Origin of the sequence: Gardnerella sp. DNF01189, assembly GCF_049244195.1 — a bacterium.
Taxonomy (GTDB): Bacteria; Actinomycetota; Actinomycetes; order Actinomycetales; family Bifidobacteriaceae; genus Bifidobacterium; species Bifidobacterium swidsinskii.
Window position 1 is genome coordinate 1,142,949 of sequence record NZ_CP058385.1, and the last position, 22,675, is coordinate 1,165,623.

The 22,675-nt window shown below is 37.1% G+C and carries 19 protein-coding genes; 10 read left to right on the forward strand and 9 right to left on the reverse strand.

What is annotated here, in order from left to right; translation table 11 throughout:
- The first annotated feature begins 17 nt into the window (after window positions 1–17).
- A complete protein-coding gene (locus HXT41_RS04525; RefSeq protein WP_103013748.1) occupies window positions 18–755 on the forward strand; it encodes a phosphatase PAP2 family protein in 738 nt (245 codons plus the stop codon).
- A 23-nt stretch (window positions 756–778) separates the two neighbouring features.
- Window positions 779–1,189, forward strand: a complete 411-nt coding sequence (mscL, locus tag HXT41_RS04530) for a large conductance mechanosensitive channel protein MscL (protein WP_004106097.1) — start codon at window positions 779–781, stop codon at window positions 1,187–1,189.
- Window positions 1,190–1,274: 85 nt separating this feature from the next.
- On the opposite strand, the gene HXT41_RS04535 is transcribed toward mscL, so the two are convergent.
- The 7 genes from HXT41_RS04535 to dnaA form a co-directional block, all read right to left on the reverse strand.
- Entirely contained in the window at window positions 1,275–1,844 is a 570-nt protein-coding gene (locus tag HXT41_RS04535) for a DUF3566 domain-containing protein (RefSeq protein WP_369827461.1), read from the reverse strand.
- Between the two features lie 245 nt (window positions 1,845–2,089).
- Window positions 2,090–4,720 (reverse strand): DNA gyrase subunit A, encoded by a 2,631-nt coding sequence (gyrA, locus tag HXT41_RS04540; protein WP_421788586.1) that lies wholly within the window; start codon window positions 4,718–4,720, stop codon window positions 2,090–2,092.
- Between the two features lie 69 nt (window positions 4,721–4,789).
- On the reverse strand, window positions 4,790–6,865 hold the full coding sequence (gene gyrB / locus HXT41_RS04545) for a DNA topoisomerase (ATP-hydrolyzing) subunit B (RefSeq protein ID WP_421788588.1): 2,076 nt from the start codon (window positions 6,863–6,865) through the stop codon (window positions 4,790–4,792).
- Window positions 6,866–7,045: 180 nt separating this feature from the next.
- Window positions 7,046–7,513: a DUF721 domain-containing protein gene (locus HXT41_RS04550; protein WP_004109579.1), complete on the reverse strand. Its 468-nt coding sequence runs from the start codon at window positions 7,511–7,513 to the stop codon at window positions 7,046–7,048.
- Window positions 7,513–8,814 (reverse strand): DNA replication/repair protein RecF, encoded by a 1,302-nt coding sequence (gene recF, locus HXT41_RS04555; RefSeq protein ID WP_103013750.1) that lies wholly within the window; start codon window positions 8,812–8,814, stop codon window positions 7,513–7,515. Before recF ends, HXT41_RS04550 begins: the two co-directional genes overlap by 1 nt.
- Before the next feature lie 97 nt (window positions 8,815–8,911).
- Window positions 8,912–10,036 carry a DNA polymerase III subunit beta gene (gene dnaN, locus HXT41_RS04560; RefSeq protein ID WP_012913699.1) on the reverse strand — a complete coding sequence of 375 codons (1,125 nt, stop codon included), beginning with the start codon at window positions 10,034–10,036 and terminating at the stop codon, window positions 8,912–8,914.
- 429 nt (window positions 10,037–10,465) lie between these two features.
- A complete protein-coding gene (gene dnaA, locus HXT41_RS04565) occupies window positions 10,466–12,085 on the reverse strand; it encodes a chromosomal replication initiator protein DnaA (RefSeq protein WP_004109588.1) in 1,620 nt (539 codons plus the stop codon).
- 389 nt (window positions 12,086–12,474) lie between these two features.
- Here dnaA and rpmH point away from each other — a divergent pair, with 389 nt between their 5' ends.
- The 8 genes from rpmH (at window position 12,475) to HXT41_RS04605 (ending at window position 19,233) form a co-directional block, all read left to right on the forward strand.
- Window positions 12,475–12,609, forward strand: a complete 135-nt coding sequence (rpmH, locus tag HXT41_RS04570) for a 50S ribosomal protein L34 (RefSeq protein ID WP_004106067.1) — start codon at window positions 12,475–12,477, stop codon at window positions 12,607–12,609.
- Window positions 12,610–12,630: 21 nt separating this feature from the next.
- Window positions 12,631–13,128, forward strand: coding sequence for a ribonuclease P protein component (rnpA, locus tag HXT41_RS04575; RefSeq protein WP_033888537.1), 498 nt, complete (start codon window positions 12,631–12,633; stop codon window positions 13,126–13,128).
- A gap of 38 nt (window positions 13,129–13,166) precedes the next feature.
- Window positions 13,167–13,487: a membrane protein insertion efficiency factor YidD gene (yidD, locus tag HXT41_RS04580; RefSeq protein ID WP_076003119.1), complete on the forward strand. Its 321-nt coding sequence runs from the start codon at window positions 13,167–13,169 to the stop codon at window positions 13,485–13,487.
- On the forward strand, window positions 13,487–14,500 hold the full coding sequence (yidC, locus tag HXT41_RS04585) for a membrane protein insertase YidC (RefSeq protein WP_064621826.1): 1,014 nt from the start codon (window positions 13,487–13,489) through the stop codon (window positions 14,498–14,500). The genes yidD and yidC overlap by 1 nt, the downstream gene beginning before the upstream one ends.
- A gap of 136 nt (window positions 14,501–14,636) precedes the next feature.
- Entirely contained in the window at window positions 14,637–15,191 is a 555-nt protein-coding gene (locus tag HXT41_RS04590) for a protein jag (RefSeq protein ID WP_004109601.1), read from the forward strand.
- 136 nt (window positions 15,192–15,327) lie between these two features.
- Window positions 15,328–16,038, forward strand: coding sequence for a 16S rRNA (guanine(527)-N(7))-methyltransferase RsmG (gene rsmG, locus HXT41_RS04595; RefSeq protein WP_004109604.1), 711 nt, complete (start codon window positions 15,328–15,330; stop codon window positions 16,036–16,038).
- A gap of 871 nt (window positions 16,039–16,909) precedes the next feature.
- Window positions 16,910–17,881, forward strand: coding sequence for a ParA family protein (locus tag HXT41_RS04600; RefSeq protein WP_116431996.1), 972 nt, complete (start codon window positions 16,910–16,912; stop codon window positions 17,879–17,881).
- A complete protein-coding gene (locus HXT41_RS04605) occupies window positions 17,881–19,233 on the forward strand; it encodes a ParB/RepB/Spo0J family partition protein (protein WP_012913704.1) in 1,353 nt (450 codons plus the stop codon). The genes HXT41_RS04600 and HXT41_RS04605 overlap by 1 nt, the downstream gene beginning before the upstream one ends.
- A 123-nt stretch (window positions 19,234–19,356) precedes the next feature.
- Here HXT41_RS04605 and trxB read toward each other — a convergent pair whose 3' ends face one another.
- Together trxB and HXT41_RS04615 are read right to left on the reverse strand one after the other, a co-directional pair.
- Window positions 19,357–20,298 carry a thioredoxin-disulfide reductase gene (trxB, locus tag HXT41_RS04610; protein ID WP_102703290.1) on the reverse strand — a complete coding sequence of 314 codons (942 nt, stop codon included), beginning with the start codon at window positions 20,296–20,298 and terminating at the stop codon, window positions 19,357–19,359.
- Window positions 20,299–20,333: 35 nt separating this feature from the next.
- Window positions 20,334–22,553 (reverse strand): kinase, encoded by a 2,220-nt coding sequence (locus HXT41_RS04615; RefSeq protein ID WP_033888539.1) that lies wholly within the window; start codon window positions 22,551–22,553, stop codon window positions 20,334–20,336.
- Window positions 22,554–22,675 lie beyond the last annotated feature (122 nt).

The window sequence follows — 22,675 nt, forward strand, 5'->3', positions numbered from 1 at the left end:
GTGTAATCTTAACAAGTATGATGCAGAAAAATAACAATAATCACAGCGGATTATCGGTTTTCACTAGAAATTCCGCTACTATTTTTACACTATTACTCGCAGTTGTTATTCCATGCTTAGGAAAAGCACTACTAGTTACTAGTAAAGAGCGCACTTATGAATCATCCATAGTTTCTTGGTTCCACAAGAGTGTTCCCTCTGTAATTCTCAGTATTTCAAAAATATTAGCTTTAGTTTTTTCAACTAAGGGTTGCATAGCAATACTTGTTTTATTAGCAGCGCTTTCATTATTTATAAATAAAAATTGGAAGATGACAATAATTCAACTTTTAATTTCGCTTCTTCCTATGATTTACATTTTTGCAGTTAAATTTGCTGTAAATCGTCCGCGTCCGTACATTGGTTTGAATATTAAATTACCAACTGATCCAAGTTTCCCAAGTGGACACACTTCAGCAGCTGTAGCAGTTTGCGTTATGGCAATGTTGATTCTTTACATCAATAAACCATCATCAATTCAATTTGGATTACTTTTTAGCGCAATTCTTGTTGTTATAGTTGCTGTTTCACGTATTATTGTCGCTGCTCATTTCCCTACGGATGTATTAGCTGCAGCAATTATATATCCACTACTTTCTGTTACAATTTTGCGCTCGTTCCAGCGACATAATTTATATATTGACAACAGAAATAATGACAAATCTACTTACGAAGAACAAATATTAGATTCTAACTCACAATCTAATATTCAATAATATATAAAAGGAAGAAAATACTAATGATAAAAGGATTTAAAAAATTTATTTTACGAGGCAGCGTAATCGACATGGCTGTCGGTGTTGTTATGGGTAGTGCAGTAACTGCAGTAGTAACAACGATAGTTAATTATATTATTAATCCTCTTATTGCAATGATTTGTGGAAAGCCAGAACTTAATGGTGTTCTAACTATTAGTATGAATGGTGCAACAATTTCTTTTGGCGCAGTAATTGGAGCATTATTGAATTTCCTTATTGTTGCTACAGCAGTTTATTTCTGCATTGTTTTACCTATTAATAAATTGCGTGAAATTGGTGCAGATTTGTTGCAAATTGAACATGAAAAAACTGAAGAAGAAAAAAGAAAAGAGCGTGAAGAAAAAACTATTCAACTGTTACAAGATATTCGTGACGAACTAGTAAAACGTTAATTTCTTATTTTTCTTATAAAAAATTCCCACTGCTTCGTAGTAAACAGTGGGAATTTTATTATCCAAAGCTAAATTATTCACACTATCAGTCGTCACCTAAAGTAATGTGAATTCCTCCAACTAATGAACCAACAACGTTATATAGAAGAGCAATTATTGCAGATAATACGGTTATTATAATTATTTCTACAATTGAAAAAATAGTCACAGTACTTAATACTGTTGGGAGTGAGAACACATCTGCAAGATTAAAACCGTTACTATCCAAACCAGTAGAAGAAACAATCTGCGTTACTTGATCAAATACACCAATCATATTCAAGAACAACCACACTAAACCTGCAGCAATAACTTGAATAATTCCTCCTGCAACGCTTAAAAGGAATGTTACTTTTGCTACAGACCATGCATCTACTCTTACTAAAGAAAGACTCATACGACGAGCACGCGGAACACGTCCTGATTTTGTTGCATTTGATTTATTGGAAATAGATGAAGCAGCACCACCAATTGTACGACGATACGTATTGGAACTACCACTAACACGTCCAGAAGATGATGAATTTTTAACAATATTTCCTAAAGAAGAATTACCAGATATTTCATCAAAATTATTTTCTTCACTTGAATAATTAACTTCCTTAGAAGGAACCATTTTTTCTGCAGATAATTCTGTGTCATTAGACAAAAATCTTGCAGATTCCTCATTCATATTCATCGGATTTTGCGATGGCTCAAAATTTTCGCTCATCTCAGTGTTCCTTCTCTTATTAATTTGCCTATAATCAGTGTCATTATACCAATGAGAGTACCAATAAAAACAGACTAGAACAGTTTTTATTAGTACTCTCAAATTTTTACGGAATAATATTATTAATATTATTCCGTATAAGAAGTTTCTTAAGCTTCCTCATTTTCTGAAGTAGCTTCTTTTTCTTCTAATTGATTTTCTTCGTCATCCGTTTCTTCATTACGGGCAATAGAAATAATTTCATCGCCTTTATCCGGCTTAGCTAAGGTTACGCCTTGAGTTGTTCTACCAGTGCGCTTCACTTCGTTAACGTCAGAACGAATTACCTTACCTGATTTCATAATTGCCATTACTTGATCTGTTTCTTCAACAATCAAAGCTCCAACTAATGAACCACGACCCTCTGCAAGTTGAACAGCTTTAACACCGTAGCCGTTTCTTCCTTGCAAACGATACTCTTCAATAGCAGTTCGCTTAGCAAAACCTTCATTAGTAACAACAAGAAGATCTTTACTAGTTTCTGCCGCAACAACGTCCATATCGAGTAATTCGTCACCTTCACGGAATCTCATACCCTGAACGCCGGCAGTCTGACGACCCATTGGTCGAAGTTGTTCATCATCTGCTCTAAACTTCAAACTCATTCCAAGCTTAGAAACAAGAATAATGTCATCTTCTGAATTGCACAAAGCTGCACCAATAAGCTCGTCGACAGGTTCACCTGTTTCTTCATTTGCCATCAAACGTACAGCAATCAAACCGCCTTGACGTGGAGAATCATACTCTTGCAATGCAGTTTTCTTAACTTTCCCGGAACGAGTTGCCAATACCAAGTATTTAGCAACATCATAATTTGGAATTGATAACACTGCTTGAATTGTTTCTCCAGGAGTAAATTGCAACAAATTAGCAACATGCTGACCTTTAGAATCGCGAGATCCTTCTGGAAGTTCGTAGGCTTTCAGACGATAAACTCGACCACGATTAGTAAAGAAGAGCAACCAATTGTGTGTAGAAGTTAAGAAGAAGTGATCAACTACATCATCTTCACGAAGCTTTGCACCCTTAATGCCTTTACCACCGCGGTGTTGAGCACGATACTCGTCTGCCTTAGTACGCTTAATATAACCTGCGCGAGTTACTGTTACAACAACGTTTTCTTCAGCAATAAGATCTTCAACATTCATTTCACCAGAGAATGGAAGAATCTTAGTTCTGCGATCATCACCATATTTTGCAACAATTTCATCAAGTTCATCGCCAACAATTTTGCGCTGACGTTCTGGGCTTGCCAAAATATCGTTGTAATCAGCAATTTTAATCATCAAATCTTCATGCTCGTCGAGAATCTTCTGACGTTCCAAAGCTGCAAGTCTGCGAAGTTGCATTGCAAGAATGGCATCCGCTTGAACTTCATCAACATCAAGCAAATTCATTAAACCAGTACGAGCAGTTTCAACATCTTTAGATGAACGAATTAAAGCCACAACTTCATCAATCATATCCAAAGCTTTCAAATAGCCTTGCAAAATATGATCTCGCTCTTCAGCTTCACGCTTTAAGTAACGTGTACGCCTATCAATTACTTCAAGCTGATGAGTTACCCAATGACGAATAAACGCATCCAAACTCAAAGTTCTAGGAACGCCATCAACCAAAGCAAGCATATTTGCGCCGAAAGTTTGCTGCAATTGCGAATGCTTATACAAATTATTTAAAACAACTTTTGGAACAGCATCACGCTTAAGAACAAGAACCAAACGCTGACCTGTACGACCAGACGTCTCATCGCGCATATCTGCAATGCCTTGAATCTTGCCGTCGCGCACAGCCTCCCTAATAGAAGCAGCTAAGCGATCAGGATTAACTTGGTATGGAAGCTCAGTTACAACCAAGCACATACGTCCCTTAATTTCCTCAGTATTAACTACTGCGCGCATTGTAATTAAGCCGCGGCCTGTACGGTACGCTTGCTCAATTCCCTTGTGACCTAAGATTGTTGCTCCAGTAGGGAAATCAGGTCCTTTAATTCGCTGAATTAAAGCTTCAAGAAGTTCTTCCTTGCTTGCATCAGGATGATCCAACGCCCAGTGCACACCATCAGCCACTTCACGCATATTATGAGGTGGAATATTGGTTGCCATACCAACAGCAATACCAGCAGAACCATTAACTAAAAGATTCGGGAAACGAGCTGGCAAAACCGTAGGCTCTTGAGTTTTACCATCATAATTTGGCAGGAAATCAACGGTATCTTTATCGATATCTCGTACCATTTCCATAGCCAACGGTGCCATACGGCATTCCGTATAACGCATTGCTGCTGCAGGATCATCACCAGGAGAACCAAAGTTTCCTTGACCATCAACAAGCATATAGCGCATTGACCAAGACTGAGCCATACGCACTAAAGTGTTATAGATAGCAGAATCACCATGAGGGTGATACTTACCCATAACATCACCGACAACGCGAGAACACTTGTTATATCCGCGATCAGGCCTGTATCCTCCATCATACATTGCATAAATAACACGACGGTGAACAGGTTTTAAACCATCACGAACATCTGGTAAAGCACGCTCAACAATAACAGATAATGCGTAAGCTAAATAAGATTCGCGCATTTCCTGCTGCAAATCCATGTTCTTTACGCGAGCACCCTTCATTAAGCCATAATCAGTATTATCTGCTTCCTGAGGGCTCTGTGGTTCCATAGAACCATCTGGAAGCTGATCTCGCTCAGCATCATCACGAGCGGAATTTATTTCGTCTACCACTTCAATTCCTTCTTAATCTTATAAAAATTAAAGTTTTTTCTTTTTATCTTTTCGAATAAATTAATACTTTTAAGCGTCAATAAACCTTGCATCATGAGCATTTCTTTGAATAAAGAGTCTACGAGGCTCTACTTCATCGCCCATAAGCATGGAGAATGTTTCATCAGCTCGAGCAGCATCTTCAATATGAATTTGCTTCAAAATACGATGCTCAGGATCCATTGTTGTTTCCCACAACTCCTGATAACTCATCTCACCCAAGCCCTTGTATCGCTGAATACCTTCACCTTTAGGAAGTTGACGACCAGCAGCTTTACCTTCTGCCAAAACTCTGTCTCGCTCAGCATCCGTATAAACAAAATCATGTGCTCCCTTGCTCCACTTCAAACGGTACAAAGGTGGCATAGCAACATAAACGTATCCTGCAGTAATCATAGGACGCATATAGCGGAAGAATAATGTCAAATTCAAAGTAGCAATATGAGCACCGTCGACATCAGCATCAGCCATAATAATGACTTTGTGATATCGAACCTTGCTTAAATCGAAGTCTTCTCCATAACCACCACCAACAGCAGTAATTAAGGATTCAATAGTTTCAGACTTCATCATTCTGTCGATTGAAGCGCGTTCAGTATTCAAAATCTTACCACGCAAAGGCAAAATTGCTTGCGTAATAGGATCGCGACCTTGAATTGCTGAGCCACCTGCAGAATCACCCTCGACTATGAATAATTCACATTCTTCAGGATTACTTGACTGGCAATCCTTCAACTTATCTGGCATTCCAGCAGTTTCAAAAATAGACTTGCGACGAGTATTTTCGCGAGCTTTTTTAGCAGCAAGTCGAGCACGAGAAGCTTCTATAGCTTTTTGAATAATATTTTTTGCTTCATTTGGATGAGCATCAAACCAATCTCCAAGCTTTTCAGTCATGACTCTTTGCACAAAAGTCTTAGCTTCAGAATTGCCAAGCTTTGTTTTAGTCTGACCTTCAAACTGTGGAGTTGTAAGCTTTACTGAAACAACTGCTGTTAAGCCTTCGCGAACGTCATCACCAGAAAGATTAGTATCTTTCTCTTTCAAAATATTCTTTTCGCAAGCATAACGATTAACTAAAGTAGTAAGTGCTGCACGGAATCCTTCTTCGTGAGTACCGCCTTCAGTAGTCGAAATAGTATTAGCAAAAGTGTGAACTGCTTCAGAATAAGCAACAGTCCATTGCATAGCAATTTCCGCAGAAATACCAATTTCAAGATCTTCAGCCTCAAAGTCAATAACATCTGGCTCTACTGGAACAGCTTTTCGAGATTTAACTAAGTAATCAACATAGTCTTTAATACCATGCTCATACTGGTAGCTTACGCTTCTATGCTTTTCTTCACTAGAAGATTCAGAATCACCTGCAACTTCATCTCCAGCTTCATCTGGCTTACGTAAATCAGTTAAAGAAATCTTCAAACCCTTATTTAAGAAAGCCATCTGCTGGAAGCGAGAACGCAAGGTTTCAAAATCATAAACTGTTGTTTCAAAAATTGTTCCGTCTGGCCAGAAAGTCACAGAAGTTCCAGTAGATTCTCCTTCTGCCATTGGCTCACCTTTTGCCAAAGGAGCAGTTGGATGCTGATCAACATAAGTTTGAGTCCAGTGGAATCCTTGACGACGAACTTCAATTTCTACACGAGTAGAAAGTGCATTAACAACAGAAATACCTACACCATGTAAACCACCAGAAACAGCATAACCACCGCCGCCAAACTTACCGCCAGCGTGAAGCTTAGTCATAACTGTTTCAACACCAGAAACACCTTCGCCTGGCACTTCATCTACTGGAATACCTCGACCATCATCGACAACACGAATAGCATTATCAGGCAAAATTGTTACTTCAATATGCGAAGCATATCCTGCCAAAGCTTCATCAACAGAATTATCAACAATCTCATAAACCAAATGATGCAATCCACGAGGACCAGTAGAACCAATATACATACCTGGTCTAATACGAACTGCCTCTAATCCTTCTAGAACACGAAGGTCACTCGCATCATAATGTTCAGGAGCAAGTGAATCATCGAGTTGAGCATCATCGAGTTTATGCTCTTCGACGGCATTATCCATCGAATTATCTTCCGTGTTTGCCACTTTAGGTCCCTTCACAAATTGCCTCATATTAAAAGGCATTTATAGAGCCAACATATGCCAGAAAGCACATAAAAGGGGATTCTAGCGTTTTAGCCATAATACATGACATTCTACACACATACTATGACCTCTCTTCAGAAATAGGCATTTTTACTATTTTTAAAAAATATAATAATATTATTAAAATTTATTTCTTAAAAATCCCAATCCACTCGTTGTTGGACCAATAACTTTAATTTCTTTTATTTCAATATTTTCAAGGTTATTATTAATTTTTTCTTTTAATTGTGGAATTAAATAAGAAAGTTGAGTTGCCCAAACTGTTGATTGAGCACGAACAATAAGCACGCCATTTACAACTTGACTTATTTCACAATGTTTTGCAATACTTTCCCCTACTACTTTATGCCAAGAAGAACGTAATTTTGCTATAGAAAGTTGACTATTCCAATTACTTTCAGAAGCAAAATTTTTTAAAATACCACAGAATGATTTAGGATCTCTACCAGGTTTTCCAAAATTTTCCCAAGCTTGTTCTGCATTTTTTTCACGATTATTTTCGCGTTCAGCTTTTCTATTAATAGGATCAAAAATAATTGCAGGTAATTTTCGAGTATCAATTTTTAAAAGAATATTAACAGGAATCATTATTTTTTCTCCTGCTTATTTTTTCTTTGTTCTATTACATCAAGCAAAATATTATTATGCTCTTCACTGAAATTATTAATTTCATTATTTTTTTCTAATAGTTTTCCAATATTTATAAGATTTGTTTTTTTAATATATTCTTTATTAGGAATGTCGCTAAGAGAAGAAGTAGTAATAAAAACTTGACCTTGATTAAGTGCAAAATTTAATATTCTTATACGCCTGTTTTCATCAAGTTGTGCAAATACATCATCGAGAATAACAATAGGTTTATCATTATTTTTTTCTTCTAATGCTTTGCATAATGCCATTTTTGAAGCTATTGCAATTGTCCAAGATTCACCATTCGAAGCAAAATCTTTAGCAGAAATATTATTAATAGCAAAGTCAATATCATCACGATGAGGGCCAATAAGATTGCATCCTCTAGCTAGCTCTCCATCATAAATACGTTGAAAATGCTCACTTATTTTAGAAAAAAGCTCGTTTTTATTTTCAATATTTTCATCACTCTTTTTTTCAAATAGTACTTCTTCAAAAGAAGGAACATATATTATTTCCGTATTTTCTTCATTAGTAAAAGATTTAATTATATTTTTGAAATATTTATTAATAATTTGCACAGTTTCTTGGCGTGCTTTTGTTAAGTTAATACCACTTTCAATAAATTTACCAGTCCAAATTTCTAATCCGGATAATGAAACTGTCTGATTTTTGTATGAAAAATCTCTAATATTTTTTAGTAATGCAGCACGCTGTTTAGAAATATGTTTAAATTCTTGCAATAATTGCACATAATTTGGTATTAACAAAGATCCAGCTTGATCGATAAAAGTACGTCTAACATTAGGATCACCAATTATAAGAAATTGGTCTCTTGGAGTAAAAGAAACTATTGGCAATAATCCAACAATGTCTTTAACATATAATGCTTTACCAGAATTTATATGTGCTCTATTAGAACCTTTTACGTAAAGATCTATTTCATAAGTTGTTTGATTTAAATTACTTTCTAAAGATGCAATATTACTTAAGCCAGTATTTGTTTCATCTTTTTTATAATTTATATCATTATTAATGGTATTTATTCTTATTATTGATTTTTCATAGCCTTTTTTAATAAGAGGCAATGTTGAAGATGTTCTGTGACTTATTCCAGTACCAGTAACTTCTAATGCTTCTACAATATTGGTTTTTCCTAAACCATTATTGCCATATATAACATTTATTCCAGGGTTGAAATCACAAATTATATGGTTCCAAGAACGAAATGTATCAAGGGCAATTCGCGAAATATACATTGCTTAATTACCCTTTCTTAATAGTTTTAAAAGAAAATGCGATATTACATTGTACATCAAAAAATAATCTAAAATACAATGCAATATCGCAACAATATTAATTATTAAAACGCATAGGAACAAGCAAATAGCGATAATCTGTTGACTCATCACCATCTGATTCCTGTTGACCATTAAATTCAACAGGTTTTACAGCTGTTGCCATTTTCATATGCACGAATGGCTCTGGAATAGCTCCTAAACCTTCAAGTAAGTAGTTCGGATTAAAGGCAACAGTTATGTCTTCTCCATCCATATCGATATCAAGTACTTCTTTTGCTTGTGATTCGTCAGCAGTACCAGCACTCAAAGTTAACTCCTGATTTGAAAAAATCATTCGAATAGGAGCATTTCTTTCGGCGACTAAAGATACTCGCTTAATTGCATTTATCAATAATTGTTTATTAATAATTGCGTGAATAGGATATTCATCTACGAATAGTCGATCTACAGAAGGGAATTCTCCATCAATTATTTGTGAAGTACTTGTACGACCGGAATTTTCAAAACCTAAAAGTGACTTATCTTCCTCATTAAAATGGATAATAACATTTTGATGATCGTCGAGAGAATGAGCAATATCTCTTAGTAATGACCCACGAGTAAGAGTGGTCGAATGAATGTCATTATGTTCTGGTGTCCACTTAAAAGTAGATCTAGATAGACGGAATCTATCAGTAGAAGTCATAGTAACGGTGTCATCTTCAAATTGGATCCTAATTCCAGTTAGAACCGGTCTATTTTCTTCTCTAGATGTAGAAACAGATGCTTGATTTACAGCTTGAATAAATGTTGGTGCATCAACCTGACCTAATTTATGAGGCAGTTCAGGCAAGTCAGGATACTCTCCAAGAGGCATAAGTTGTAGAGTAAATGTTGATTTTCCGGAAGTAATAGTCAAAGTATTATTTTCAGATTTTAGATAAGTTTTTTCTGCAGGAAGAGACTTAGTAATATCTGCCATCAATTTGCCTAGAATAAGTATGCTTCCCTCTTCGTCAACACCAGCTTCAATGTGATGGCAGCTAGAAATTTGATAGTTGAATGCAGAAAGCTGCAATGTGCCATTTGCTGCTTCAATTTTTAAGCCTGCAAGAATAGGGTTTGCAGGGCGTGAGTCAATTACGCGTGTAGTCCAAGCTACAGCATCAGCAAATGATGCAGAGTTGACTTCTACTTTCATGCTTCCTCTTTTCTGTAAAGTCTGCATTTATTCTACAGTATGAGGGTGTCTACAAAAAATATTTTTCAATGTTTGCACTGCTTTTGCAATTGTTATTTTTCTTATTAACTAAGTAGTAAATAAAAGTAGTAATAAAGACTGTGTATATGTGGAAAAGTGCTTAAAAACCGCTTTTAAAAAGACTTATTAACAATTAAAAGATGTGGATAACAAAAGAACAACAATGTGTATAAGTGGGGAACTTATCCACAGCTTTTTCTATTTTTTAGAGTTTCCACATTTTTAAATGCCTTATAAACAACTTAATAACATTTTTAAGCGGCGTTTTCCACGAGTTATGCTCAGCTTTTACCCACATTTGTTATTAAGTATGTGGATAACTTTTTATAAACTTTTAAACATTTATTCATGAATATGTGGAAAATAAGTTTAATTTCTACGCTCAACAGGATTTTGTTTTAAACGAACAGTTAATTCCATAACGTAGTTATAAATTTCTTGCTTTTCTTGCATCTCGCCACTTACTCGAGTATAAGCATGCATAACTGTAGTATGATCCCTACCGCCAAAAACTTCGCCAATATCAACCAAACTCATGCTTGTCATTTCTCTTGCAAGATACATTGCAATTTGACGAGCGAGTGCAACATTCTTTGTGCGCTGACGACCAACAAGTTCATCAAAAGTCATGTGGAAATACTGAGCTACTTGACTAATGATGTCAGTTGGCCTTACTTCAATATCTGTAGCAAAGAAATCTTGTAATGCTTGTTCAGCTAAAGCTTTACTAACAGGCTGATTACTTAAAGATGCTACAGCAGTAACGCGTGTCAATGCACCTTCAAGTTCACGAATATTTTCTGTAAAACGTTCAGCAATTAAATCAAGTACGTCACTTGGAACATTACAGTGATTCATTGATGCCATCATTCTCAGAATTGCAATACGCGTCTCCAAATCTGGCGGTTTAATATCAACCGTAAGACCTGATTCAAATCTGGAAATTAAGCGTGCTTCAAATCCCTTAAGATTTTTTGGCGCAACATCTGAAGCTATAACTATTCGCTTATTTGCTTGATATAAAGAATTAAAAGTATGGAAGAATTGTTCAAGTGTTGCTTCTTTTCCACCAAGGAACTGAATATCGTCAATAAGAAGAACATCTACTTCACGATATCGCCTATTAAAATCAGCGATTTGACCTTGACTTTGATTTGGTGTTTGAAGAGCTTCAATAAATTCATTAGTGAATTCCTCACTTGTTACATAACGCACTTTAAGTGAAGAATCTTTTACTAAAGCATAATTGCCAATTGCATTAAGCAAGTGAGTTTTGCCAAGACCGGAGCCACCATAAATACATAAAGGATTAAAATCTCTGCCGGAACCCTCTGCGACTGCCAAAGCTACAGTTCTTGCAAAACGATTTGAATCGCCAGGCACAAAAGTATCAAAAGTTGCGCACGTATTTAAATGTGTAATTGCATCGCGTTGAACAGAGACAGGCATTTTTTGCTGTGCAGCCTGTTCAGTAGAAATATCAGTTTGTTGAAGAGTAGATATTCCAGTTGCATGATCAAAATCTGGTTGTACAGGAGATGAATTATTTGCTGTAACCGATGACAAATTATTAGATGATGAAACTGAAATATTATCAACAGGCAAAACTGTATTATCAGTTACTATTTTATTTTTATTTAAATTCGCATTGTTCTGTGCTTGATGAGATAAAGAATTTGAAGAATTTTGTGCAGCTTTTTCCTGATATTCAGATTGAGGGACGATCCTAAAAGCAGGAAACATATCTTTACCAGTGCAAATTTTTAATGCTGTAAGTAGAGGAGAATTTAATTCATTTTGCAAAGCTTGTTGCGTTTCAGCATTAGATACGCACAAAACAATGGTCGTTCCAAAGATTGCTTCTGGTTTAACACCTTCAAACCAACCTTTATCGCGCGCAGTTAAAAGGGCATTATGCTGTAAAACAGTAAGCGTATTAGACCATACCAAAGCAGCTTGCGATGTAGAATCGCCTAATGTATCAGCCATTTCACCCCCCAAACTTGCATTTAGCACATGTAATAATGCTGATTCTGTTTACGCGCGCACGTGTGTAATAAGTATCAGTAAGATATGTTTACTCTGACCCTACGAAGTTATCCACAGTCTAGCGTGTTGAAATTGTTTAATTGTGAATAACATGTGTGTAATTTGTGGATAAGTTTAAAGCTGAGATTTGGCTATTTTTCAACGATTTTGCGTGTACAATAAATTGTAATAGAAATGTGAATAAATCATTTTTATTTATATCTGACTATGTTGATTCTTTAATAAGAAAATGTGGAGTTTTGAGCATTGGTGAGGGGTAATAGTATTTTGGTATAGCTTGACTCATACGGGGCCATGCTTTTGCATGGCTGAATACAGGAGCATTAGTTATGAAGAGGACATTTCAGCCGAATAATCGTCGTCGTCACATGAAGCACGGCTTCCGCGTTCGCATGCGTACGCGTGCAGGTCGCGCAGTAATTAATCGTCGTCGTGCCAAGGGCCGCAAGTCACTGTCTGCCTGAGTTAAGGTAGCGTCGTAAGGCATGGAAAGGCTGAAAAGCCACCGTGATTTTGTTGCGGTGCTAAAAAAACGGCGCAAGGTGAGTTCTCGGGATATCGTCGCGCATTACATTATGCGTGACGATATAGCCGTGCAGAGCACACTTAACGAAGATAGAAGTGCAAGTTTAGATTATATTGCCACGGGTTTTGAAAGTGATACTCCCGCGGCATTTTCTGATACCTTCTTACATGATCAAAAATTTGAACATGTAAAGAGGCTAGGTCTTGCTGTATCTAAATCAGTGGGGAAAGCTGTAGTTCGCAATAAGGTAAAAAGACGTCTGCGAGTAATCGCAAAAAATTATGAATCTTTATTACCTGCAGGTTGTGATGTGGTGCTAAGAGCAAAACCTTCTGCAGCTCAATCTTCATTTGATTCGTTACAATGCCAGATACAAAAGCTTTTTGGCAAAATTAGTGCAGATTTATGTTCTACACAAAATTGCAAAATGCATGAGAATAATCAGAATCAAGGATAATTGAAATATATTATTTTGAGTAAATGGTGGTTATTGTTATGCGTAGTAAAAAAAGTTTAAGTTCTAAGTTTGTAATTAGTGCAATTAGATGGTATCAGCGCACGATTTCTGCAAATAGACCAGCTTGCTGTAGATACTATCCTACGTGTTCGCGTTATGCTATTGAAGCAATTGCTAGGTATGGCACGTTTAAAGGTGGTATTCTTGCATTATTACGCCTTCTACGCTGTAGACCTTGGACAAGCTGCAGTATTGATGATGTACCCCGCAAATATTCGATTTTTTACAGATGTGCTTGGTCTAAAGCACATGAAGAGCCACGGCTAACTCCCTTGGCTGAAGAAGACAAGGAAAACTAATGTTTAATCAAGATAACTTCATACTTGATAATGGATTCTTGGGATGGTTTTATAAAATCTTGACGCCAGTTGAGTGGCTCATGACTCAAATTATGTCATTATTCCATAAGTTATTAACTCTTCTGGGAATGAATGAAGTTGGCTTCTCTTGGGTTTTTTCCATCGTATTCTTGGTATTAGTTGTGCATGCGTGCATTTTCCCTGCATTTATTAAAAGCATTAAAGGCATGCGCAAAATGCAAGCTATTGCGCCTAAGATTAAGAAAATACAGCAAAAATATAAAGGCAAAAATGATCCTGCAAGTAAAGAAGCTATGCAGCGTGAAATGATGAAGCTTTATCAAGATAACAAAGCCAATCCTGCTGGTTCGTGCCTACCTATGATGATTCAGGGTCCTGCATTTATGAGTATTTGGTATACGCTTTCCGTTATTCCTTTTATTGCTCGTGGTAAGCATGCAGCTCTTGGTGCCTTTGATATTGCAACAGCACAGCAATTCATTAAAACTCGCGTATTTGGGGTTGGTGTTGCAGATACTTTTATGACAACTGCTGGCGCAGGTAAAATTGTCATAGTTATATTTGTTGTACTTATGTGTGCTGCAATGTGGTACATGCAATTCAATAATATTCGTAAGAATCTTCCGCCTGAGTCTAAGCAGGGTAGCCAATATACTGTACAAAAGCTCATGATGTGGGGATTCCCGTTGATTTACGTTTTCTCTGCGTTTGCTATGCCATTTGCAATGTTGGTTTACTGGTTAGTAAACAATGTTATAAATATGTTGCGTTCAATTTGGCAGGTTTACGCATTCCCAACTCCTGGATCTCCTGCAGCTGAAGAAAAAGAAAAGCGTGACTATCAAAAAGAAACTGCTCGTCGTGAGCGCGAAGGGTTGCCTTCTATTGAAGAAGAGAATCTTCAAAAAGCTCGTGAAGAAGCTGAGCGTAGAGAGATTGAGGGATTCCAGCGCAAACAGCCACAACGTAAACGTAAGGTGGCAAAGCGCTAATATTTAGATACATTTTGCGGATATATAAAGTCATTTTTATGACTTGAAAATAAGTTAGTAACTTGGCTTTATTATCCGCTAAACTAGACTTCAGGAATTTGTAAAACGTGAATTTTCTCACGATAAGGAGTAATTAATGGTACAAGATGAGAAGAGGACGGTTGATCAACTCAATGAAGAAGCTGATATTGCCGCAGATTATTTAGAAGGCTTACTCGATATTGCTGATTATGAGGGTGATATTGAGATGGGTGTGCGCAATAATCGCCCAATGATTCAGATTGTTGCAGATGATGACACTGATATTAAGAATTTAATTGGTCGCAATGGTGAGGTTGTCGATGCCTTGCAGCAATTGAGTCGTCTTGCTGTTCAACAAAAAACTGGTGATCGTTCGCATCTTATAGTTGATGTAGATGGATTCTTAAAGCGTAAGCGCCAGCATTTGCGCGATATTGCGTTAGATGCTGTTGATGAGGTGCGTGAAACTGGTGAACCTGTGAATTTGAAGCCAATGAATTCTTTTGAGCGTAAAGTTGTGCATGATACTGTACGTGATGAAGGTTTGCGCTCCCGTTCACATGGGGAAGAACCACGCCGCTATGTAACTGTTTACATGCCTTCAGTTGCTTCTGAAGATGAGAATATTGATGAAATTGACGATGTAGAAGGCGAATATTCTGAAGAATAATTAATTTTTATTTAATTGTTTCTTTTCGAAGGAAAAGAGAAATAAAATGAAAAGTAACACAATGGAACAAAAAATGTTTTGTTGTGTTACTTTTCATTTTATTTTTTATATTGCTTTTATTTGTTTTGGGGAAAATATGGAAGCTAATTTAGATAAAAAATACGAGGAAAATACACAAAAAATAGCGGACGAATTGGAAGGATCCCCGTTGCTGAACGAGGTTTTAGGTGAAGCATTAGAAAAGTGTAAGCTGTTTCACGTGAAACTTCAGCAAGAAGGATTAATAAGAGGTCTTATCGGTCCTAGAGATATGAATATTCTCTGGGAAAGGCATATATTAAATTCTGCAGCAGTTGTTCCTTTTATTAAAGAAGCAATAGTTGGTAGAAAAAATAAAAGAGTTGCAGATGTAGGTAGCGGCGGAGGTTTTCCTGGTCTAGTTTTAGCTGCGTGCTTACCTGATTATGACGTTACTTTGATTGAACCTATGGAGCGTCGTGTTGATTGGTTGCGTGAGTGCGTTGCTCTTATGAAATTAAAAAATGTTACTATATTTCACGGCAGATCAGATGAAGTTATTGACAAAGTTAAGTCACATGAAATTCCAGCGTTTGATGTAGTAACATGCAGGGCTGTAGCTCCTATGACGAAATTAGCTGGATGGACTATTCCTCTATTGAATAAGCACGGGAAATTAATAGCATTAAAGGGTAAATCTGCTCAAGCAGAAGTAGAAAAAGCTGTAAAAATGATTCGAAAAGCCGGTGGAATAGATACTCATGTTTTTGAGGCACCTGTTGCATCTGGCTTACAACCAACTACAGTTGTAATAGTAAATAAAGCCTAATTTTTTTAATTAAAATTTGTGTTTTCTATGGCGCGAGTTTATTTTCGATGTTCTTGCGTATCGTCTATGAGTTTTGACTGGTGTTTTCTGAAAACGGTCTGATGAGCCTCGAAAGTTCTTGTTTGGCGTGGCGTGAGTTTTAGCTGGTGTTTGGCTGGCGGGTTTCTTTGTGTGGCTGTGTGAGATAGGAATTACTTGTCTCGCAGCGCTCCGCTCTTATACCTTATTTGGACTTAGCGGTTGTGTAGTTAAGTTTAGTTTTTTACTTACTTTTTCTGCAAAAATAGTATTCATCAACAAGATTATTACTATCGTTCCGCTTTTATATTGCTCGACCAAGCAATTCCTATCTCCCACTATTAGTAAAACCGCTAGTGTTTTTGGTGTGGTAGGAGTGCCTGGTGTGACGTGCGCAGCAGCACGGATGCTAGTGTTCTCTATGCGATAAATATTCAACGTCCGCAGAGCAATACTGTTAAAGTTTGCTAATCAATAAATAATCGCCGTTTGCAAAGCATTACTGCAAAGCTTCATGTGCAACGTTTGCAAAGCACTGGTGCAAAGCTACAGAAACATACAAGCACATCCAATCAATGCGAAAAATCGAAGAATCTCACCACATGAATATAAATTGTTCAATTAGGTTTTGGGGAGAGCGAGGCATTGATTGTTTCTATTTTGTAGTGTGCAGCAGCATTAACATTAGTGTTTTATGATTAGAAAAATATGTAGTTAGTTATGGAATAAGGTGTTGATGTTTCATGTGAAACATCAAAAAATTTGTGCTTTTTATGTCCATGGAAACGACGAAACTTAAAACACGATATTTTTATTTTAAGAGTTTCGCATATTTAATTGGGGGTGATACGTCGTGGAATCAGCTGCTGAAACGATTCAACGAATTTTTGGAGATTCAAAATCCTCCCTAGGTGTTGAATTGGCAGATTTGACATCTCGTTTTCATTCCATTGAACAAGCGAAATATCCTAAGCCTAAGCAAACGCGTTTTATTGCTGTTGCTAATCAAAAAGGTGGAGTAGGAAAAACAAGTTCTGCTGTAAATCTTGCTGCAGCTATGGCAGTAAGTGGATCAAAAGTACTTCTTATTGATATGGATCCACAAGGGAATGCGTCAACTGCATTAAATACTCCTCATGCTTCTGGTAATTTGTCGGTTTACGATGTTCTTGAAGGGCGAAAAAGTATCGCTGAAGTAAAACATGCTTGCCCAGATATTGAAGGACTTGATGTTGTGCCAGCATCCATTGATTTGAGTGGTGCTGAATTAGAGCTTGCAGATATGGATAATCGTAATAATCTGTTAAAGGATGCCTTGCAAGAATATCTTGATAATAGCAGCGAACATTACGATTATGTTTTTATTGATTGTCCTCCGTCGCTTGGCTTGTTAGTGATTAATGCCATGTGTGCAGCACGTGAAATGCTTATACCAATTCAAGCTGAGTATTATGCTCTTGAAGGTTTAGGACAGCTTATAAGAACTATTGGTTTAGTCCAGCAACATTACAATCCAATTTTAGTTGTTTCTACAATGCTTGTTACTATGTTTGACAAGCGAACTTTATTAGGCAGAGAAGTTTTCCAAGAAGTTAAAAAACATTATCCAAATATTGTGCTTGAGACTACGATTCCTCGTACTGTGAAAATACCTGAAGCGCCAAGTTTTAACCAAAGTGTTATTACTTATGATCCTCATGGATCAGGAGCGATTTCTTATCGCGAAGCTGCGTTAGAAATAGCGAAAAGGTCTAAGACAGTATTATCTGTTATTGCAGCAAAGCAAGATGCTAATCGACAAGAACAACAACAGGAGAATCAATAATGAGTGGAAATAAGTCTCGCCTGGGTAAAGGTTTAGGCGCTTTGTTCCCAGCTTTGCCTGGCGAGGATGCGCTTGCCGATGCATCTAATAATTTGCAATTTAATGTTTCACATGAAACAAAAAAATCCGAATCTGTGGATAGTCAATTAGAAGAACAAGCAAAAGTTTCACGTGAAACGTTACATAAAGATAATAATCAATCAAAAAATGTTTCACATGAAACAAAGGTTCCTAGTATGAGCAATTCAATTGCTCCTCACGCGGATAAGAGTAATAACAAAATAAAGAATGTTTCACGTGAAACCGTGCCGTCAATTCATACTAACAAGCATTCTCATAAACGTTCAACTATGCCATCTCTTGGAGATGTCACTAGACCTATGGATTTCTTTTTTGGAGATTCAGCATCAACGACATTTATGTCGTCTAAGGCAAAAAATAATGAAGAAACCGTTATTGGTGAAAAAAATAACGCTGCTGAAAAATCGAATAAAACCGCAAAAAATGAGCCTTTGAAGCCAGTAAAAGGTGGATATTTAGCTTATCTTAAGCCGTTAGATATTGTTCCTAATGCGCATCAACCTCGAACAATTTTTGATGAAGATGAGCTGCGAGAACTTGCGTCATCTATTAAAGAAGTCGGCGTTTTACAGCCTATAGTTGTGCGACCTATTGTTGATGCAGATAAAAATGATGAACAAATTGCACATTATGAACTTATTATGGGCGAGAGAAGATGGCGTGCTTCTCAGCTAGCTGAACTTGATACAGTTCCAGCGATTGTGCGCACAACTGCTGATGAAAATATGTTAAGAGATGCATTGCTTGAAAATCTTCATCGCGTTGCTCTTAATCCTCTTGAAGAAGCGGCAGCATATTCTCAGATGATAGATGATTTTGGTTTAACACAGATTCAGCTTTCTCAGTCTGTATCAAAATCACGTCCACAAATTGCTAATACTTTAAGACTTCTCAATCTTCCTGCTAGCGTGCAAAAACATGTCGCCTCAGGCGTGCTTTCTGCAGGTCACGCACGAGCACTACTTGGCTTGGAAAATCCAGAAGATATGGAGAGTCTAGCCAATCGCATTATTGCAGAAGGATTGTCAGTTCGTAGTACTGAAGAGATTGTTTCGTTGAAGAATGAAGATACATCTCATGGAGCAGTACGTACGCGTGTGCGTCGCAATAATCAGTGGTCTTCTTCGCCTGTGCGCAAGCAGCTTGAGGAGCATTTTGCTACCAAAGTTTCTATTAAGGGCACAGAAAATCATGGAAGAATCGAGATTGTCTTTTCTTCTCCTGAAGAAATGCAACGAATTATTGGTTTACTTGTTTCTAAAAAAGAATAGTAGTTTTAATAAAATACGTGTGACATTTGTCTACAATATAATAGCTTAGACTGTAATGTCACACGTAAATTTAATTGTATTTATGCTTTTACTTTTAGTAAGCCTTTGTGTAATGAGTAAGATTTAAGCGTATTTTTCGTTAAGATAAGTTTGAGCATCAAGAGCTGCTCTGCATCCCATTCCTGCTGCAGAAATTGCTTGACGATACATGTTGTCGACAACATCTCCCGCAGCAAAAACGCCTTCAACAGAAGTGCGAGTAGTTGCACCATCAACAACAATTGTTCCATCTTCATTAAGTTTTAATTGGCCGTTTAAAAACTTTGTTGCAGGAGTGTGACCAATTGCCACAAACAATCCAGCTGACTCAACTTCTTGAGTTTCTCCTGTAATAACATTGCGAACAGTAAGTGAAGTAGCTTCTACATCGTTGCCGTGCACTTCATCTACAACGCTATTTGTAATAAATTTGATTTTTTCGTTTTCTTTTGCTCTGTCAACCATAATCTTTGAAGCGCGGAATTCATTTCTGCGGTGAATTAAAGTAACAGAAGAACCAAATCGTGTGAGGAACAATGCTTCTTCAAAAGCAGAATCTCCTCCACCAACTACAGTAATTGGTTTTCCTCGGAAGAAGAAGCCGTCACAAGTTGCGCAATAAGATACACCTCTGCCGGAGTACTCGAGTTCTCCCGGAATGCCCAATTTGCGCACTTGCGAGCCCGTAGAGACAATAACTGCGTCGGACTCATAAGTTATACCGTCATCGGTAGTAACGAGCTTTACAGCACTTTTAAAGTCTACAGAAGTGACATCGTTCAGCAATATTTCTGCACCAAATTTTTCAGCTTGTTTTTGCATAGACTCCATTAAGTCAGGGCCTAAAATACCTTCTGGGAATCCTGGATAATTCTCTACTTCCGTTGTGTTCATCAATTGACCGCCTGGAGTAAGAGCTCCAGCAATAACAAGTGGTTTGTACCCAGCGCGACCCAAATATATTGCAGCAGTGTATCCTGCAGGTCCGGATCCAATTATGATAACTTTTCGAAGTTTATTTTCCATTACTTATTTCCTTAAAAGCACTTATTATAAGAGATTCAATACAGTTTTACAGAATTGATGTACAAACTGTTCTTAGGCATGCTATCTTTTGGAACCCATAGCATGAAATCTTGAGATTTTACAATCTTCTTAAGTTTTACATCTGTTGTTCCGCTTTCATCGAATGTAAATTCTGCTACTTGAGTTCCCTTAGTTGGATCATCCTTAGTATCTGCCAACAAATATGCGTGACCTCCAGAGGAACGTATCGAAACAACGAAGCGATACACAGTTTGTGGTTCGGTTAAGTGAATATAGTATCCATATCCAGCTTGATTAGCCGGGAAGCTTAAGAATTGATAACGATCAGCTTCGTAAGCAACGTTATTAGTAGGAATTTTAGGCTTAGGCACAGGTTTTACTTGCTTACGACCCATATTTTTCTTAACAGGTTGTTTTTCTTGAGGAAGAATACCTTGGCTACCAAACGGAACATTTTCTAGACTAGTGCTATCCCATGAGCCGTTGTTTCCGAAGCTACCTGTGCTTTCATGATTGCCAAATAAACCATGTAATGCCAAAGCTAATCCAGCTACAAGGAGTAACGAAACAGCCCCGATAACAATAACTTTGGTTGAAAGACCCCACCAAATCTTAGCATCTGCAATAGTGTTGTTATTTTGTGTATTCTGCTTTTGTTTGTGCAAATTAGCAGTTTGTTCCAGAGGCTGGAAGCTTGGCGGCAAAGAAAGTGCTCCATTTTCTTGGATATCGTCGTTTTGGTCATTGTTTATTTCGTCTCTAAGTGCTCTTGCTGATTCCTCTCCAGGAGCTACAAATCTTCCGTGAGAATCAACAACAGGAACGCGACCAGTAGCTTCGCCTTCTGAAGTTAAGTTTTGTGGTCTTGAGATTAATTCTGTGTGTTGATTATTTTCAGTAAGAAGATGCCCAAAATCAAAACTACTAACTACGCCTGTTTCGCTAATAGTATTTTTGGAAGTTTGATTTCTTGTATTTTCAACGTGATCAAAAATATTTTTAGACGTAGCAGTATCGGGAAAATGTTTATATGAAGCAGACAATGTTGGGAAAAGAGCATCGTCTGTATCAAGTTCTGTAGGAGCGAGAATGCTAGCCATTTCTGCTGCTGCAATATCATGAAAATCTATATCTGTATTAGTGTTAGTTTCGTCACTAAAACTATTGTTACCAATGCCTTCAGAATCTGAGTTAGTATTGCTTCTTTTAAGAAGAGATCCCAATGTTCTTCCAGCATTTTTGAAGCTATCACTTAACTTAGCGGATCCATTTGTATTATTTGAAATAGTGTTGGCTGAATTAGTTGAAGAAAAATCGTTAGAATCCTGATTATTTCTTTGCATTAATTGTGCATCAAATTCTTCTTCACTTTGTGAAAGACCTTCAGGCAAAGGTAGTATACAATCATCTTTTGCTTCGCGAAGTCGAACATTGCTAATAGAAGCAACACTTGTTTTACCATCAAGCACAATATCTCTTGTTGTGAGCTTCGATAAAGGCGTGTATGAACCTAATAATGCTACTAATTCTGCAATAGACGCCATAGGTATTACGTTGTTATTTTTATTTGAAGCTAGGCTTCTTGTGCAAATCATCCTAAATTCTGAAGGAGTATTATCTGGCAAAAGAGACGCATCAAAACGAGCTTGTATTCGAGAAGAAGTTCTAGTAATCAAAGTGTATAACAATGATGCAAGTTGCTTAGTTGCAATATGTTCAACATTTTGCCTTGGAATTTGATCATCATCTTTTTGAGTCACATCTTCCAAAAGAGGACTTACTGGAGTATCTGCTAACTCAATTCCTGAAGAACTTATGCGAACAGTGTCACTAGAAACAGCGTGGTGAGTAATATTGCTAGCAAGTAATCTGCTTAAAGCTTGTGCAGTTTCTGCAACAATAGTTCTTATTGCTTCGTAGCTTAAAGGTGCTTTTTTAAGAGCCAAATAATCATTGATAGTAATACCGCGATCTAAAGCTGTAACAATAATTGCAACAGAATCATGATGCCGTAATTGAAGTACTTGCGTAAACTTGCGGCTATGCGATAAAGCCAAGGTTGATGCAATTGTATTTACTTGCGGCAAAAAACGTGAATCTCGTACAATAAAAAGCTGGCAATCCTGCGTAAGTATGCGGTCATTGGCTTGCCATACTTGCAAGCCTGCTTCGTTGCGCAAAAGCGATACTAGTACGTATCGATTTAGTACAATATCTCCTAACCGAGGTTCCATTTGTTCCTCATCTTCCTACGCATGTGCAATAAGTAACTTAACATTTTTTACTAACACATAATTGTACTGGTGAGCCGTCATGTTATGTACAGCATTTTGCTGTTATTGAAATAATTTCCCAA